Raw genomic sequence first — 17,773 nt, 5'->3', positions numbered from 1 at the left:
ATTTATATCAGCACTAGAAATAATATTATTAAAATCCCACTTAAGTCAATTGTTAGTTGCCACTTGGTTTAAGATATTCTGCAATGTCTTCTTTAGTAATCGTAGAGTGACCGTTTTCGGCCGCGATTTTGATTACACGCATTACGTCTAAGTCGCTGTAGAAAGCGGAGGTTTCACCGAGTGCGGTCAGTTGCTTTCTGGCATCAGCAATCATCTCGGGTGTGATTTGCTTCCCGTTAACCTGGCGATCATCTTCAGTAGCGCCCTCTCCGTGTGGCTCATTTTGATCTGTAGGTTTTTCTGAGTCAGAACTTGCATTGGAACTACTATTAGCCTGTGCAGCCGCCGCCTTTGCCCGGCTGGACTTCACTTCCCGTAGTACTTTCTTGTAGTACTTACCATTAATGTAATCCAGTGCGATAACTTGATCGTAAAGTTCCACTGCCTCGGCGTACTTGTCCGAGTCTTCGTTACTCTCGGCCTGGTCAATTAATGGCTGAATCTCGTTCTCGATGTTGTCTAAAACTTCAGCAACCTTAGCCTGTAATTTCCTCGCCTGGGTATTCATTACGGAATAGCCATCGGGTTCTGATAGCACATCGCTTAACTTATCGTTGGCGGAGTCGAATTTATAATCGTTAATTTCGTCCATTGCTTCGGCAAAACTCTCGGCTTGGTTTCCGTAGGCTTCAGCCTTCACGTCATCCTCGCGGTAATTCTCAGCACGTTCGAAGTATTTAGCTGCTATGCTGTATTCCTTTGCATCGACGGCGTCCTTACCCGCATTCATTGCTGTGTTGTATTGGTCAGCCAATTGGTTCTTCTTTGCGGTGTTATTGGCATTAACTGCGAGCGCGATTCCAATAACCACGACCACAGCGGCTACCCCACCAATAATCCAATATTTCTTCTTCATGTTATTTTCCCTCCGGATTTGTAACTGCAACTATTATAACAAATATCCCCGGTCTTTAAAACGCTCCGCCTGTCCGAGGGGCGTGTTCACGTTTTTTTATAAAAAATGGTACTTTTGGACGCCCTGAAACGTTAGTAATAATGTAAGGAGCACCAGCCGGCGGTGAAGCTTACAATTACAAATATAATTCAAGGGAGAATTGATTATGGGTTATGAATTTCTGAGCCAATCTGTCAACATTACTTTTCAAAATGATGCCAAATATGTTAAAGGTAAGAAGACTAGAAGCTTCCGAAACGTTAAACAGGATGCGACCGCTGCGGGACTGAAAAAGGTTGCTGAAGCGTTGTTACCATTGTTAGACGGGGATGTTCTGGTGGATATCGAGCTTGTACAACATCAAACTATCGATCTAGATACTGTAGCATAGGGCATAACCTGGACTGATTAATTATTTGAAACTACACTTGGAGGATTTTATTAATGGCTGAAACAACAGTTACTAAACAGTTAACGTTATCGTTTCTCAATGGCGAAGGAAAGAACACATCTATCTCATTGAGCGAAATGAATGAGAGTGTTACTCCAGAGGTGGCGCAGGCTGCGATGGAGGCAATCGTCACCGAGAACATCTTTGAAAAAGATGGGGTGATCGTTTATCAAACACCAAAAAATGCAAGATATGTTGAGCGCCACGTTACACCTATTTATGAAGCTCCTGCAGCTACTCCAGTTGCTTAACAAGATACTTAAACTGGGGCGAGGGTTCTTTAAATTTAAATAGCAAATATAGGGTCCGCCAAATTTGGCGGACCTTTTTGTGTGAGATTGTGAACAGAGGTTCTCTTGTATATTCAAGGCTTTTTTTATACTCTGAAGGTTAATGGATTAATCTGTTTATTATAATGCTGGAGAAAAAGAAGACTATGCGAATATTGCGTAAAGTGAGTAACGTATTTTTACTAACTGTGGGTAGCTTGGGTGGCGTTCTTATTGTCCTATTCAGCCTGCTAAATTTAAAAAAATTTGGACTGGCAAACTTAGATGTAGTAACTACATTATTTGTGATTTTTTATATTGGCGTTAGTGTGGGCTTGTATTTCATACCGAATAAGAGATTGGTTAGGGTAATTGTACTAGCAACAATTGTTATTTTAGCAGCATTGATTCGGTATTGGTGGATTAAGGTTGCGAATACTGTACCTGAATCCGACTTTGCGGTAATGTACCATGCCGCTCGTGATTTAGCGAGTGGGCATAATCTGAATGTGCTTAAGGAATCCGGTTACTTTCTAGCTTACCCATATCAAAATGGGTTTGTTTTGTACCAAGCTTTGATAATGAAAGTGTTTGGCACAAGTGTATTTAGTCTTCAACTTATGAACGTCCTACTAGGCGGATTAACAATTATTTTACTTTATTTCATGGTCAAGCTCATCAGCAACGATCGTACCGCTATGATTGCCATGTTTATGTATGCGTTCTATCTACCAGCTATCCTAATGACAAGTGTGCTTACAAACCAAATTGTGGCTACACTAATGTATGTAGCTGGTTTTTACCTACTTATTGATGGTCAGAAGCAATTGAGAGATAGTTGGCTAGGTCTAATGAAGTTATCTTTCGGGGCTCTGTTCATTCTTTTGGGGAATATCATGCGACCTTTAGGTCCGGTTATTTTAATCGCTATCGTACTTTACTACTTAGTATATGTTTTAGAATACAGAAAAAAATTCTTCTCCGGGAATATCAAATCATTGTTGGCAATTGTTGTAATCTTGGTTATTTATTTTGTTGGTATGTTTGCTGCCGGAGCTGGAATAAAGGCGAGTGGTGTCTCAGATTATGGACTGGTAAATCGTGATCCAATGTGGAAATTCGTTACTGGTCTTAATTCAGAATCTCGCGGCCATTATTCTACTGAAGCCTTGGCTGAGCTTAATAAAGAACCAATTGGAGTGAAACGTGATGCTTTGGGTAAAAGAATAATAAAATCAGAGCTCAAGAACGGCAATGTACTGAAGCTATTCTTAGTGAAGTACAAGTCTATGTGGAGTGATAATGATTCTTCAATGAGGTGGTCTGCGAATAACCCAAATGTCCAAGTCAATGTAACTACATTGAACGGAAAATTGGTGATAAGAAGAATCGAACTCGCTCAGAAGATCCAATGGATTTTCATCTTTATGCTACTAGTCATTGCACTAGTGATGATGTTTAAATCAGCAGATATTATGCTAAATAAAAATAGTTTTGTGATGTTGTTGATTATTTTAATTTTTGGCTATATTGCAGTCCATTTATTGATTGAAATTCAGACTAGATACAGATTCTTTATCATTCCGTTTATTATTTCAATGGGCGCAATTGGTTTGTCTAGTTTACTTGGAAAAGTTGATCAAGAGAAGGCCCAAGATATTAGCATTGTTAAATAACGCTAAGTTTCCAATAAATATCTTGTAATCTGTGAATGTATGATTGTTGCTGCTTGTTTGAAGACGTGATAATGTTAAATTAGCGTATAAATAATTAGAACGTATTATTTAGGAGAGTATCTATGAAGAAGACGATGGTTAGAGCGATTATACCTGCAATTTTGGTGATGGGTGGCTCAGCGGCGGTTCTTAATGAGATAGTGCTAAAGGATCAACCTGAGAATATAGTTGAAGCTGCAACGGCTCAACAAGTATTTGTAGAGAAAGTTGCGAGAATTGCTCAGACTCAATCTATGAGGTATGGAGTTTATCCTTCTGTCATGATTGCTCAGGCCGTCTTAGAGAGTGGCTCCGGAACGTCTGAATTAGCCCAAGCGCCAAATAACAATTATTTCGGTATTAATTATGTGGAGAGCTCAGACAAAGGGAAATACGGTGCTGTTTACATGTTGACCTGGGAGTATGATAAGGACAATGCGTATAAGGTTAATAAACCATTTAGAACCTATCCCAACTTAGAGGCTTCTTTTGCAGATAATGGTCTGAAAATCAGGAGCGCGTTTGCCTGGAATCGAGAACTATACAAGGGTGCCTGGCTTGAGAATGCATCATCATATACTGCAGCAACAGCTGCTATTGGTGTTCATTATGCTACGAGTGGAACCTATGCTGCCGCACTTAATAGTCTCATTTCAACTCTTGGTTTGACAAAGTACGACCCTCAGTACAAAACTTTGAATCAAGATCAAAAAGTGAAGGTACAGACAAACATTTATAATACTTTTAGTGGCCAGAAGAAGAGCTTGGGTTCTATTGCGGCTGGCACTGTCAAAAAGGTGTTACGTCAAGTTACTTTACCTGATGGTTCTAAGTATAACGAGATTGCAAGCGGTCAATGGGTTATGAGTTCTGCAATGACTGACTCCTCTTCTCAGGGCCCCTCTTTAATGGGGACTGTAAGTAATGATGGTAACCCAATTGCGAGGGTAGAAAGTTCAAGGAGTATTGCCGTCTATAAGGCACCAGGTACTAGTGTTACTGGTCAGAAACTCAGTCCGCAATCTAACTGGAAGGTATTTGGCCGTAAGACGGTTAATGGGCAGTTATGGTATAAAGTTGGTACAAATGACTGGATAGAGGGCAAGTACCTTTATGTAACGGGTTACAGTAAGATTCCTGTGGTTTATTTTAATGCTGGAACAACCATTAATTCCGGAGAACCAGTTGCTAAGGTCGAGGTTGGTCATGCAATTTCCGTCTGGACAGCTCCGGGAGTATCTAAGAAGACTAATACATTGGCAGCAGGTAGTCGCTGGAAAGTGTTTGGTCGGGCAAACTATGCTGGTGATACTTGGTATAAAGTTGGTACAAATGACTGGATAGAGGGCAAGTACTTATCTGTCACAGGTTACAGTGGTATCCCAGCAATTGATCCATATTTAGGAACACATGCCGGTAAAATCAGCAATTATGGTAGTCCTATTGCAAAGGTCGATTACCTTAAGAGTATTGCAGTTCACAGTGCTCCCAATGGAACTAGAACGGGACAGCAGCTTAATCCAGCTACTTCATGGAAAGTCTTCGGCCGTAAGATTGTTGATAACGAGACATGGTATAAAGTTGGTACAAATGATTGGATAGAGGGCAAGTACCTTTATGTAACGGGTTACAGTAAGATTCCTGTGGTTTATTTTAATGCTGGAACAACCATTAATTCCAGAGAACCAGTTGCTAAGGTCGAGGTTGGTCATGCAATTTCCGTCTGGACAGCTCCGGGAGTATCTAAGAAGACTAATACATTGGCAGCAGGTAGTCGCTGGAAAGTGTTTGGTCGGGCAAACTATGCTGGTGATACTTGGTATAAAGTTGGTACAAATGACTGGATAGAGGGCAAGTACTTATCTGTCACAGGTTACAGTGGTATCCCAGCAATTGATTCATATTTAGGAACACATGCCGGTAAAATCAGCAATTATGGTAGTCCTATTGCAAAGGTCGATTACCTTAAGAGTATTGCAGTTCACAGTGCTCCCAATGGAACTAGAACGGGACAGCAGCTTAATCCAGCTACTTCATGGAAAGTCTTCGGCCGTAAGATTGTTGATAACGAGACATGGTATAAAGTTGGTACCAATGACTGGATTAACGGCAAGTATGTCTATGTGACAGGGTACAGCCAGATTCCACTAGTTTAAGAAACTTGAATTCTTCCCTTTGAAATCCACAGTATTTGTGGATTTTTTTAATTCAAAAATAACCGAGTATATTATTGTAAGCGCTTTTATATAGCTTTGGTCTATGTTAAGCTGATAAAGCACAACTTAAGATTTCATAAATTGAAGAATGGCTCGTGAGCATATGACAAACATTTTTAAGATGACTTTAGACCATGATTTAAAATGTTGGAACAGAAATAAAATCCGAGAGTCTTTCTTTATTGATCATCGACTGGATGAATTATTCACCATTGATAACGACTATAAAATGACACCAGCTGTGGTAGTACTATACAATTTTTCAGATCAACAAATTGCAGGTTGTTATAATTCTGTTGTGTTTGATTTAAGCTGCGGCATTGTTGTGACTACACAAACGACGAAACATATAGTTAACGAATATGTGCGGCAGAATATTTTGAGCTTCACACAAAGTAAGCAGATGCATCAACAATTAAATATTAAGAGATACCACGTACTTTCATATGGTAATTACTCTTATTTTTCACTCAACGGTTATTCAAAGAAGATTGTGGATTGGGTGGCACTGCACCAGATGAATGACTTTAGTTTCATACATAATCAAAGTAGTTTTTCTAGTAAATCTGGTATTGTTTTTCACTTTGAACAGGATTTCAGTTATGTGAAATCCCATCTTGGTAAATCAATTGCGGTGAATTATCTATCCTGCCTTGTTACAGAGCGTTTCGTTAGTGAAATGGGATTTAGCATAAAGCATAAGATGGGTGATGAAAGTAATCTTGGATTAGATTGGGATTATGGACAGGCAGATATTATTAGTTCCGTTGATAGCACACTTACTCAGGACTTCATTGATAATATTGTTGAGGAAGAACTGATCTTTATGAAGAGGTTACTGGAAAGTGAGTATGATATCAAGTGTACACTTTCCGATATGAAAGTGTTTAGGACCAGGGTTAACAAAAGAAAGTATAAATGGGATTAATTGGTGGACAACCAATTTTTTTTTGGAAAAATTTTATTATAAAAAAGTTTTACCCGACTTTTAGCGTAATTAATATTAGGGAGAGTTGGTAGCGTAAAAATATAAGTGGCTAAAACGTGATTGTGATACGTATTTGAGTTACCCTATTTCGGCTTGGTTTGACAAATTGGAAAACTTATTCTTGAGGTACCACAAGCGCTTGTGGATACCGAGGGAGGTTCCGCAATGAACGAAATAACGAACGAAATTACTCAAGTTAGTTTTACAAAAGCAATCAACAATATTCGTCTGGTTTATGGAGCGGTTAAGGCGGCGGGAATTCTGCCACATAACAATGATTATGAAGACTTTGTGCAGGAGGGACTAATTACATATGCACTAATGATTGTGGCAAATCCTCGACTGACGAAGGCCGAGATGGATAAGTTAGCCTTCCGTAAGATTGTTTGGCAAAGTATTGATACCTTAAGAAGACAGAAGTTTCTGGCTGAAAAGACTAGTTATTCACTGGATGATGGATTTGATCATGAAGAATTGACGGAGAATGCCGCAGATTCAGACAAAATGGTGATTTGTATGGAAGCCAATGAAGCTATAGATGGATTAAATAACGTTGAACAGTTAATTCTAAAAGAACATTTTCTACGAGGAAAAAGTTTGAAAGATCTAGCAAAAGAGTGTGATATCAGTATTCAAACAATCTATCGAGCGCAAAAGAGGACAAGGCAATATTTACGGCAGTATATCACAGTTTAATTTGTTGTTACTAAAGTGTTACATAAAATAGATTATCGTTGATTTAATAACGTTTTCATGCTAGTTTAGTAGTAGAACAGTTTTATTGTCTTAGGAGGAGTTAAAATGGGATTAAATAAGAAATTGGTAGGTGCTTTCGCTAGTGCATCTGCGCTCACCCTTGTGGGGGTTGCTATCCAGCAGACTACGGCCCCCATCGTTGAAGTCCAAGCGGCTGTTAATAATAGTTACATCAATGCACAAAAATTTGCAAATCCACCAATCAACTACACCAAATCTACCTTTACTGAAGGTGTAGCATATGCTAAGGGCAGACCCGAAGGGATTATTGTTCATGAGACAGGGAACTCGGCATCTACGTTGCAAAACGAAGTTACATATATGCAACGAGAGTGGAATAAAACATCTTTTGCCTATGTTCATGCTTTCGTGGACCGTAATGAGGTTAGAAATATTCATACTACAAACCAGACTGTTTGGGGGGCAGGGCCAAATGCTAATGGGCATTTTATTCAGATTGAACTGGTTCATGAACATTCTAATTATAACTTTGCCCATTCTATCAGTAACGATGCGTATTATATCGCGACTTTGTTGAAACAATATGGTCTAAAACCAAGTAAAGCTAAGCGAGATGGCACAGGTACTATCTGGTCACATAGAAATATTTCATATTATCTACATGGTACCGATCATGGTGATCCCGATGGCTATTTTGCAAGCTTTGGCTACTCTATGGACCAATTTTACGATCTGATTGTTCAGAAGTACAATTCACTCGGCGGGACGGTTCAACCACCTGATGAGTCTGGGTTGATGGGAACGACCTCAAACAGTGGTGACGCGATTGCTAAGGTTCTAAATAATTCAGGGGCACCAGTTTATTCTGATCCTGGATCAGGCAAAACTAATAAAACTCTACCAAAGAATTCACGGTGGAAGGTATTCGGTCGAGCAACCGTTAACGGTCAGACATGGTATCGTGTTGCTACTAATCAGTGGATAGAGGGTAAATATTCTTATGTCACTGGTTACAGCAAGATTTTGATGAACTATCTCGATGCGGGTAAGGTGACCAATAGTGGCAGTCCTATTGCACGCGTTGAACATGGAACAGAAATTCCAGTTTATAAAGCACCAGGCTCTAGTAGCACTGGTCAAAAGTTGCGGCCACAATCTGGCTGGAAGGTATTCGGTCGAGCAACATATAAAGGCCAGTCTTGGTATAAGGTCGGCTCAAATGATTGGATTGAAGGTAAGTATCTGTATGTAAAGGGATACAGTAGTATTCCGGTAGTAAATATCGATTCCGGCTCGGTTACAGGAACTACTAGTAATTCCGGTACACCAGTTGCCAAAGTTGAACATAGCAGCAAAATTCCGGTTTATACGGCACCGGGATCTAGTGCCACTGGCCAAAAATTGCCACCACAGTCAAACTGGAAAGTCTTTGGTCGGACAATACATAACGGTCAAATGTGGTATAAAGTTGGTTCAAATGACTGGATTGAAGGTAAATATCTTTATGTGACCGGCTATAGTCAAATTCCTGTTGTAAATCCATTTATAGGGACTACTACTGATTCAGGTTCACCAATTGCCCGTGTTGAAAATGGTAGTGATATTCCAGTTTATAAGGCACCGGGATCTAGTGCCACTGGCCAAAAATTGCCACCACAGTCAAACTGGAAAGTCTTTGGTCGGACAACACATAACGGTCAAATGTGGTACAAGGTTGGCTCAAATGACTGGATTGAAGGTAAATATCTTTATGTGACCGGCTATAGTCAAATACCTGTTGTAAACCCAGGTGGTGGATCAGCTGCAGGAACTATTACTAATTCTGGTGTACCTGTAGCTAAAGTTGAAGTAGCTGGAGCAATTCCTGTCTATAAAGCACCTGGTGCAAACGCTACAGGGCAAACACTTAATCCTCAGACAAAGTGGAAAGTATTTGCTAGGATGAACTATAACGGTCAAGCTTGGTATAACGTTGGGACTGATAACTGGATTCAAGGCAACAGAATCTCGATTACGGGATACAGCAGTATACCTGTTGTATCATCTGGTGCAGGATTAGCTGTCAATTCCGGTGAACCTGTAGCTAAGGTAATGCATAGTCGGGGTATAAAGGTTTACGGTACAGCTGGCGCTAATATTACCCATAGAGTATTGGGTATGAACACAAGGTGGAAAATTTTTGGTAAGCGAGTCGTAGGAACACAAACTTGGTACAAGGTTGGTTCTGTAGACTGGATTCCAAGCGGATACGTCTACGTGGAAGGGTACAGTAAGATTCCAAGTATCTAGTAATATAACGTTGAAAACAATTATTGGTAATTTGGTTTAGATGTAGTATACTTAATTTGTAAAAATTTAGCAGAAATTAAAATCGTTGTTGGCGCAAGCCAAAACAGATACACTCCTCTAAGTATTGATTCGGTTTATTCTTTTCACATTTCGTGGCTTATTTTTACATGAAGACTCCTATTGTTGGTAGGAGTCTTTTTTGTTTGTGGTAAAAATACTTGAACCCGACTATGAAAAAACTGCTAAAACGTGTAAAATAATTAACGGTATGTACTATAAAGGATTTAAAGGAGAACGAAAATGTCGAAATTAGTATTTATTCGTCACGGTCAAAGTGAATGGAACCTTGAGAACAAGTTCACTGGCTGGCACGATGTTGATTTATCAGAACAAGGTGTGAGTGAGGCTAAGGCCGCTGGTGCTGCAATCAAAGCAGCTGGAATCGAATTTGATCAAGCCTATACTTCAGTTTTAACTAGAGCCATCAAGACTTTGCACTATGTGCTTGAAGAAAGTGACCAACTTTGGATTCCTGAAACTAAGTCATGGCGCTTGAACGAACGTCATTACGGTAAATTACAAGGCCTAAACAAGAAGGAGACTGCTGATAAGTATGGCGACGAACAAGTGCACATCTGGCGCCGTTCATACGATACTTTACCTCCATTGATGGAAGCTACTGATGAAGGCTCAGCTGTCAACGACCGTCGTTATGCAGACCTAGACCCACGTTTAGTACCTGGTGGTGAGAACTTGAAGGTTACTCTGGAACGGGCATTGCCATTCTGGGAGGACCACATTGCACCAGACCTATTAGCCGGCAAGAACGTGATTGTTGCTGCACATGGTAACTCACTTCGCGCATTGACTAAGTACATCGAAAACATCTCCGACGAAGACATCATGGATGTTGAAATGGCTACTGGTGAACCTGTTGTTTACACATTTGATGATAAATTAAACGTTGTTTCAAAAGAAAAATTACACGACTAATTATTTGTATAGCAAAAGCGTATTCCATCCTCGGAATACGCTTTTTTAATTTCTTATTGTTCTAATGTGAATGATGCGTCAAGAATTATGACCTCTAGGTTTGCTAGTCCAGAAATCTTAATCTGATTGTCCTTGGTAACAAAAATGGCGCCGTAGACCTCTGGGTGATTCAGATACCACTCCGGGGCTTTTGGACCAGCGAAGAAGAACTGCGTGGTGTAAATTTCCGCATCAATAGAATTCTTAGTGAAGACTGTTACCCCCAACAGATTGTTCTCCGTCGGATAGCCTGTGTTTGGATTTAGAATGTGGTGGTATTGTTTGCCATTCTTTGTAAAAGAACGCTCGTAGATGCCGCTGGTGACGGCCGAACATTCACCACTGGTGACACTAGCAATAATTTCACCCCGCTGCGACAAAGGATTCTGGACGCCAATGCGCCAGTTACCGTCGGCGTGAGCTGGTGAATTCCCCACAAATAGGAGATTACCGCCGAGATTGATGATGCCCGCACGGACATCGTAGGCGCGCCAGAAGTCCCGGATACGATCGGCAATGTAGCCCTTAGCGATTCCGCCGAGATCCAGTTCCATCCCCGGCTTTTGCAAGAAAATACTCATTTCTTGGTCGTTCATTTCTATCGCGGTGGGGTCTGTTAGATTTAGTCTGGCTTTAATCGCCGCATCGTCGGGTACGTTAGCCCCGGTGAAACCAATTTTCCAAAGCTTCACCAATGGCCCGATTAATGCATCAAATCCGCGTCTCTCCTGGCTGACTAAGATGGCCCGCTTAGCCAATTCATACGTGGAATTGGATACGCTGACCGCATTTTGGCCGGCAGCATGGTTAATCGACATTACTTCTGATTCTTGGCGGTTTACTGTCAATTGGTCTTCGTAGAAGTCGATTAGCGCACAGGTTTGGTCAAGAATTTGCATATTTGTTGTGCCAAACAGTGTGAGCACAATATTGGTCCCTAATGCGTGATGCGTCTTCGTAATAGTCTCTTGTGCCTTTGCCATTATTATCAGTCCTTCAAATCGTCTAGTTGACTCAATTATACAGTTAAAAATGCTCGCGTTGACCAAAAATTTTCTGTAATTACCGCTTGACGTGAGAAATAAATGATAGTATGCTTTAAAAAACCAGCTATCTAAAGTGGCGACACAGTTCTGGTAACAATAGGAGAAGAGTCATGGATAAACTTACTAATCGACAATTAAATCAAGCCTATTATTACGACTATTACGGATAGCGGTTGCGTCTAGTATCAACGGATGCAAGCGCGGAGAGCGAATTGCATCCATGATAGGCGTACTTTTCAAAGTGCAAATAACAGCCACATGGATGAGAGATTTATCCATGTGGTCTTTTTTTAGGTAGTTTTGTATCAAAATAAAAAAAGATATTTTCTGGCCAGTCACATGGATTATTATCCCATGACTGGTTTTTATTTGGCTAAACTGGTTAAAAAATTAGTGAAATAGACAAATTTGGAGGAAGAGTAATGATGAATACGACGAATAAAAAGCGCGGTATCAAGAAACATATGAAGAAATTAATTGCGGGAGCTGCCCTTGCGGGAGTGCTGGTGGGATTGACGGCTTGCAGTAACGAGCAGAAGTCAGCGGACAAGGATACCGTCAAAATTGGGATCCTGCAGCTGCTGGACCAATCGGCATTGAATGATGCGCGTGAGGGGTTCGAGGCGGGATTAAAGGAAGCTGGTTACTCAGGTGATAAGGTCAAAATCGACTTTTTAAATGCCCAAGGAGATCAGAGTAATCTACGTTCGATGAGTGAGCGATTGAAGAAGGATAAGAATGATTTAAACCTCGCCATCGCCACTCCAGCAGCACAAACGCTGCAAAAGGTTGATCCAGATACGCCAATGTTGTTCACCGCAATCACTGACCCCAAATCTGCCGGGTTAGTAAATACCCCAAAGAAGCCAGATATGAATGCCACCGGGGTCACCGATATGGTTGATGTTCAGGGTCAGATTGACTTCTTGCACCAGATTTTCCCGAAGGCGAAGAAAGTGGGACTGTTCTACAACGCCGGTGAGCCTAATTCAGTCTTCCAGATTAAGATTGCGAGGAAGGAATTGAAGAAATTGGGATTGACTGCGGTTGAGAAGACTGCAGCTACTACGAATGATGTAGAACAGGCCGTGACGGCACTTGCCCATCAAGTTGATGCAATCTACATCCCAACAGATAATATTGCCGCTGCAGCGATGCCGACCATCGGTAAGGTATCCGAGAAGGTCAAGACACCAGTGATTAACGCCGATGCAACGATGATTAAATACGCTGGTGTGGCAACCCGGGGAATTAGCTACAAGGAATTAGGTAAGCAGACCGCTAAGATGGCCGTGAAGATTCTAAAGGGTAAGAAGATTGATCAGCTGCCAGTTGAGGCCCCTGCGAAAACAGAGCTGATGACCAGCACGAAACGAATGAAGTTATTCGGAATTACGGAAGATATGCTAAAATAGTATTCAATTAACTTAACTACGTGGAGGATTTTATTAATGGATGTCGATATCCTGGTTTCAAGCATCTATCAAGGGTTGCTGTGGTCAATTATGGCCATTGGTGTCTACCTGACATTTAGAATATTGGATATTGCTGACATGACTGCCGAAGGGAGCTTCCCCTTGGGGGCTGCCATCACGGCCCAATCATTGGTCAGCGGTATCTCGCCCATTCTGGCGACGCTATACGGCTTCCTGGGCGGCGCGGCCGCTGGGCTTGTCTCCGGGGTGTTGCACACCAAGTTGAAAATCCCGGCATTGTTAACTGGTATCCTGACGATGACTGGCCTGTATTCGGTCAATCTTTTCGTGATGGGCAAGGCGAATATCTCGCTGTTGAATAACATCAAAACCATTTTTACAATGCATGACTTTGGCAGCTCAACGATGGATGTGATGGTAATCGGCGCAGTGATGGTGGTCATCGTGATTGCGATTCTCGTCTTCTTTTTCAACACGGAGATGGGGCTCGCTGCACGGGCTGTGGGAAATAACCAGCAGATGAGTGCGGCGAACGGTATTAATAACGATAATATGAAAATTATTGTCTACATGATTTCAAACGGCTTGATTGCACTATCCGGTAGCTTGATGATGCAGATGAACGGGTACGCGGACGTTTCGATGGGTATCGGGACAATTGTGATCGCGCTCGCAGCCATTATTATTGCCGAGATCATCCTGCACAACCTTTCTTTTGGCAAGCGGCTCATGACGATTATCGTTGGCTCAATTATCTACCGGCTGATCATTGCATTTGTGCTCGATCGTGGTGTCGATCCTAACGCGCTAAGACTGTTCTACTCGCTGATGCTTGCCGTATTTTTGGCAATTCCGTTGATTAATAAAACCATGAAAAGACAAAAAGAAAGGCGCCAGAATAACCGCGCAATGCAGGAGGATGAGTAAATGCCTGTTTTAGAAGTGAAGAAATTACAACAAATTTTCGAACAAGGAACGCCAAATGAGAATCATGCACTGAAGTCGATTGACTTAAGTCTAAACGAGGGTGACTTTATGGTGATCATTGGTGGTAACGGCGCTGGTAAATCGACCCTCTTAAACAGCATCGCTGGTTCGCTCCCGGTTTCTCGCGGCCAAATTAAGATTAATAGCCAAAACGTAACCTACCAGAATGTGGCCAAGAGATCCCGGCTCATCAGTCGTGTGTTCCAAGATCCCAAATCTGGTACTGCACCACTTTTGACAGTGGAGGAAAACCTCTCACTCGCGCTACATCGTGTTGAGTGGCGAAACTTTTGGCGAACTGGTGTTAAGAAGAGTGATCAAGCATTATTCAGGGAGAAATTGGCCCAGCTTGGACTCGGATTAGAGGACCGGCTGACGACAGAAATAGGATTGTTATCAGGCGGGCAAAGGCAGGCCATTACTCTCTTAATGGCAACCATCGAGACTCCGAGCTTATTACTACTCGATGAACATACTGCTGCACTAGACCCAAAGACTAGCGCAACGGTGATGGAACTGACTGACAAGCTCGTCAAGGCACAGAACATTACGACACTTATGATTACGCACAACATGGATGACGCCATTAAGTATGGTAATCGGTTAATTATGCTGGACCACGGACAGATAGCCGTTGAGCTGAATGCTGCGGAGAAAAAGGGGATGACCGTGCCGAAGTTGATGCAACTCTTTAAGGAACGTAGTGGTAAGGAATTAAATAACGATGCGATGCTGTTAGGATAAACTGTTGCTAGACAAAAAGGATGGCTGTGGCTATCCTTTTTTACGTGGCGTTTTTCTTTATCTCCATTCTTGTCTCATGTAGAATAAGGTTAAATAACGCTTTGGGGAATGGTACTAAATCATGAGAAAGTTTTTGATTAGCGATGTAATAATTGTACTCGCGCTTTTAGTTGCCGGTGGATCATGGATTTACCTTAATCAAAAGAAACAAGCAACACGAGTAGAACAGCATATGGTTAATAAATTGAAGGACAAGTCTGCACAAAATGCGAGTGAAACTAAGTCAAAAAACGGCAAATTGGTTGTAATCGAGCCGGAGTTAGACGGCAAGAAGGTCAAGTATTCTCCGGCGGTTAAGGTAGATGCACAGGAAATTCTGACTAAAGCTGGTAGCAAGAAAGGTAGCACGGCCTACCTCAGCTTTTCGGTGCAGCAGGGACCTGAGTCGTTTGTTGCAATTAAACCGGTCGTGAAAGTCTATACACGCCAGAAGAATCAGCGCTTACGACTGCGACAGACGGTTAATTTGGCAAGTCAGACGGTTAACCAGACGAATGGTCATCTTCTCACACTGGCAGAATTGGTACCAGATAATGCCGCGGTTAGGGCTTTAAACTACCAGCTAATTAAGCAACAAGCAGATGATCGTGGCCTCTCCATCACTCAATTAAACGAGTTGCTCAACAAAAGTTTTTTGTCAGAGACTAAGACAACAAACTTTAGTTATTCAAAAGAGGGCCTTGAAATTTCTGGTATAACTTTGGGTGCTGCAGAAGTCGCCCCTTTTATTGCGCCACAATATATTTTAGAAAGCGACCGGGTGCCTACAGCGACCGGGAAATTTATTGCGTTGACGTTTGATGACGGTCCAAACCCAGCGACAACACCAGCTATTCTAAAGACACTGGCAGAACAACAAGTAAAAGCCACCTTCTTCATGGTGGGAACCGGCGCAAGTGCCTATCCTGCGCTTGCCAAAGAGGTTTTAGAAAAAGGCCATGAGATAGGCAATCATAGCTATGATCACCCCCAGCTGAATACACTCTCTCCCGCACAGATGACCGACCAAATCACCAGAACAAACGATGCGATATACAGTGCAACGGGCAAACTAGCAGACTTCATTCGACCACCATACGGTGCCGTGAGCACGACAGTGGGTGCTACGTTACCGATGCCCTTGATTCAGTGGGACATCGACACAGATGATTGGGCAACCAACGATGTCGCGGCCATTATTGGTAAGGTACGTGCGAGCGCGCATCCGGGCGCAATCATCTTGATGCATGATACCCATCCGCAGTCTGTTGCGGCCCTGCCGGGGATAATTAGTTACCTCAAACAAGAGGGATATGAGCTCAAGACGGTCAAAGAATTACTGGGACAAAAACTACTTCCTGGCTATCAGTATTTCGGGCAAAATGATTACCGTCCAGCCTAGTTGACAAGGAGCGGCTCGTCAACTAGTATGCATATTTAGTGTTATAACGATGACCAGTTGAGGAGATTTTCTAGTGAATGATTTAAACGAGCCCCAAACGGGCATAAAAAAATATTTTGTGATTGCTTCGTTGCTCTTTGGGCTGTTCTTCGGTGCAGGAAATCTGATTTTCCCAATTCACCTGGGGCAGATGGCCGGTTCACATTGGTTGGTGGCCACATTGGGCTTCTTGACCGCATCCGTGTTGATGCCGCTGCTGGCCATCCTGGTGATTAGCAAGTCGAATGCCTCGGGTATTCGTGACTTGGGCAACCCTGCTGGCACCAAGTTCGCCTTATTGTTCATGATTCTGGTACAAGTAACGATTGGTCCGCTATACGCCACACCTAGGGTAGCCACAGTGTCGTTTGCCGTTGGCATCAAGCCACTTTTAGGTGGACAGCATTCGCAGCTAGCACTGTTGATTTACAGCGCGCTTTTCTTTGCGGTAGCGTTCTACTTTGCTAATCGTGAATCGACGATTATCGATACAGTTGGCAAAATCATGAATCCATTATTCTTGATATTATTAGCGACTTTGTTCGTTCTGGCCATGCTGAACCCGATGGGTAATCCAAATTTAGAGGCGGGACAGGCAAACTTCGGTAATGGCACCTATTTCAAGGGCTTTTTGGAAGGCTACAATACGCTTGATATGCTAGCGGGGTTGGTATTCGGGGGCGCCGTAGTCAACTCTGTTCGAGAGATGGGTTACCGTAAGAAGCGTGATGTTGAGCGCATTACAAGTTTATCGGGTATTTTAACCTTCCTACTGACCGGCTTAATCTATGTTGGCCTGATTCTGCTCGGAGCCATGTCGCTTGGCAAAGAGCAAATTGCGGCCGAAGGCGGAACCACACTGGTTCAAATAGTGCGGCACCTGATGGGCGAACCGGGACAATTGTTCTTAGCAGCGTTGATTATTCTAGCCTGTCTGACTACGGCCATTGGCCTATTAACTTCCTTCGCTGAAGACTTCCACCGCAGTTTTAGTAAGTTGAGTTACCGGGCATGGCTGACTATCTCAACGGTTGCTTCGTTTGGGGTAGCGAACATCGGACTGGAGAAACTAATTCGTTGGTCGGTTCCTATCCTGATGTTCCTCTACCCAATTGTGATCGTACTCGTCTTACTGGGGCTCACGGTCTACGATGCACCTGCTGCTAAGCAGCTCTATCGGGGGACGCTCTTGTTGACGATTGTTCCCGCCTTACTAGACTTTGTGGTGAAGTTACCGAAGCAAATTAGTGGTAGCGCATTTGGCCAAGCAATTGCCAATATTCAGAGCCACTTACCATTCTATGACATTGGCTTAACCTGGATTATTCCAAGCATTATTGGCTTTTTAATCTCGTGGATCTATTACATGCTACGCTATAGAAAGATTGGTCTAACAAAATAAATAGAGAAAAATGACAATGTGTTAACGACATTGTTTTTTATGTGGT

Annotated in this window: 15 protein-coding genes; 13 read left to right on the top strand and 2 right to left on the bottom strand. The window is 42.3% G+C overall.

The features are described 5' to 3' along the window. Window positions 1–52: 52 nt before the first annotated feature. Window positions 53–916, bottom strand: coding sequence for a hypothetical protein (locus LA20533_RS03040; RefSeq protein WP_054746476.1), 864 nt, complete (start codon window positions 914–916; stop codon window positions 53–55). A 205-nt stretch (window positions 917–1,121) separates the two neighbouring features. Here LA20533_RS03040 and LA20533_RS03035 point away from each other — a divergent pair, with 205 nt between their 5' ends. The 8 genes from LA20533_RS03035 to LA20533_RS03000 all read left to right on the top strand — a co-directional run bounded on the left by LA20533_RS03035 (window position 1,122) and on the right by LA20533_RS03000 (window position 10,593). Beyond that, window positions 1,122–1,346 (top strand): DUF1659 domain-containing protein, encoded by a 225-nt coding sequence (locus tag LA20533_RS03035; RefSeq protein WP_054746475.1) that lies wholly within the window; start codon window positions 1,122–1,124, stop codon window positions 1,344–1,346. A 53-nt stretch (window positions 1,347–1,399) separates the two neighbouring features. Further along, entirely contained in the window at window positions 1,400–1,657 is a 258-nt protein-coding gene (locus LA20533_RS03030; RefSeq protein ID WP_056946822.1) for a DUF2922 domain-containing protein, read from the top strand. Window positions 1,658–1,842: 185 nt separating this feature from the next. Next, window positions 1,843–3,351, top strand: coding sequence for a glycosyltransferase family 39 protein (locus tag LA20533_RS03025; RefSeq protein WP_056946819.1), 1,509 nt, complete (start codon window positions 1,843–1,845; stop codon window positions 3,349–3,351). A gap of 122 nt (window positions 3,352–3,473) precedes the next feature. Then, window positions 3,474–5,546, top strand: coding sequence for a glucosaminidase domain-containing protein (locus LA20533_RS03020; RefSeq protein ID WP_075362789.1), 2,073 nt, complete (start codon window positions 3,474–3,476; stop codon window positions 5,544–5,546). A 163-nt stretch (window positions 5,547–5,709) separates the two neighbouring features. Then, window positions 5,710–6,534: a hypothetical protein gene (locus tag LA20533_RS03015; protein WP_056946773.1), complete on the top strand. Its 825-nt coding sequence runs from the start codon at window positions 5,710–5,712 to the stop codon at window positions 6,532–6,534. Window positions 6,535–6,759: 225 nt separating this feature from the next. Beyond that, on the top strand, window positions 6,760–7,290 hold the full coding sequence (locus LA20533_RS03010; RefSeq protein ID WP_056946770.1) for a sigma-70 family RNA polymerase sigma factor: 531 nt from the start codon (window positions 6,760–6,762) through the stop codon (window positions 7,288–7,290). A gap of 105 nt (window positions 7,291–7,395) precedes the next feature. Next, complete coding sequence (locus LA20533_RS03005) at window positions 7,396–9,600, top strand: peptidoglycan recognition protein family protein (RefSeq protein WP_056946768.1); 2,205 nt, start codon at window positions 7,396–7,398, stop codon at window positions 9,598–9,600. A gap of 300 nt (window positions 9,601–9,900) precedes the next feature. Continuing rightward, the gene (locus LA20533_RS03000) at window positions 9,901–10,593 is read left to right on the top strand and encodes a 2,3-diphosphoglycerate-dependent phosphoglycerate mutase (RefSeq protein WP_054746275.1); all 693 of its coding nucleotides are present in this window, start codon (window positions 9,901–9,903) and stop codon (window positions 10,591–10,593) included. 53 nt (window positions 10,594–10,646) lie between these two features. On the opposite strand, the gene LA20533_RS02995 is transcribed toward LA20533_RS03000, so the two are convergent. Beyond that, the gene (locus LA20533_RS02995) at window positions 10,647–11,615 is read right to left on the bottom strand and encodes an FAD:protein FMN transferase (RefSeq protein WP_056946765.1); all 969 of its coding nucleotides are present in this window, start codon (window positions 11,613–11,615) and stop codon (window positions 10,647–10,649) included. Between the two features lie 488 nt (window positions 11,616–12,103). Here LA20533_RS02995 and LA20533_RS02990 point away from each other — a divergent pair, with 488 nt between their 5' ends. The 5 genes from LA20533_RS02990 to brnQ all read left to right on the top strand — a co-directional run bounded on the left by LA20533_RS02990 (window position 12,104) and on the right by brnQ (window position 17,727). After that, window positions 12,104–13,093, top strand: a complete 990-nt coding sequence (locus LA20533_RS02990; RefSeq protein ID WP_236693779.1) for an ABC transporter substrate-binding protein — start codon at window positions 12,104–12,106, stop codon at window positions 13,091–13,093. Between the two features lie 36 nt (window positions 13,094–13,129). Then, window positions 13,130–14,041, top strand: a complete 912-nt coding sequence (locus LA20533_RS02985) for an ABC transporter permease (RefSeq protein WP_054746274.1) — start codon at window positions 13,130–13,132, stop codon at window positions 14,039–14,041. Beyond that, entirely contained in the window at window positions 14,042–14,845 is an 804-nt protein-coding gene (locus LA20533_RS02980; protein ID WP_054746273.1) for an ABC transporter ATP-binding protein, read from the top strand. Window positions 14,846–14,966: 121 nt separating this feature from the next. Further along, window positions 14,967–16,286, top strand: coding sequence for a polysaccharide deacetylase family protein (locus LA20533_RS08425; protein WP_236693772.1), 1,320 nt, complete (start codon window positions 14,967–14,969; stop codon window positions 16,284–16,286). A 73-nt stretch (window positions 16,287–16,359) separates the two neighbouring features. Further along, a complete protein-coding gene (gene brnQ, locus LA20533_RS02970) occupies window positions 16,360–17,727 on the top strand; it encodes a branched-chain amino acid transport system II carrier protein (RefSeq protein ID WP_056946763.1) in 1,368 nt (455 codons plus the stop codon). Window positions 17,728–17,773: the final 46 nt, after the last annotated feature.

The organism is Amylolactobacillus amylophilus DSM 20533 = JCM 1125, from assembly GCF_001936335.1.
In the GTDB taxonomy this organism is placed as follows: Bacteria; Bacillota; Bacilli; order Lactobacillales; family Lactobacillaceae; genus Amylolactobacillus; species Amylolactobacillus amylophilus.
The sequence above is the reverse complement of the archived record's forward strand: the minus strand, read 5'-3'. Positions and strand labels throughout refer to the sequence as shown.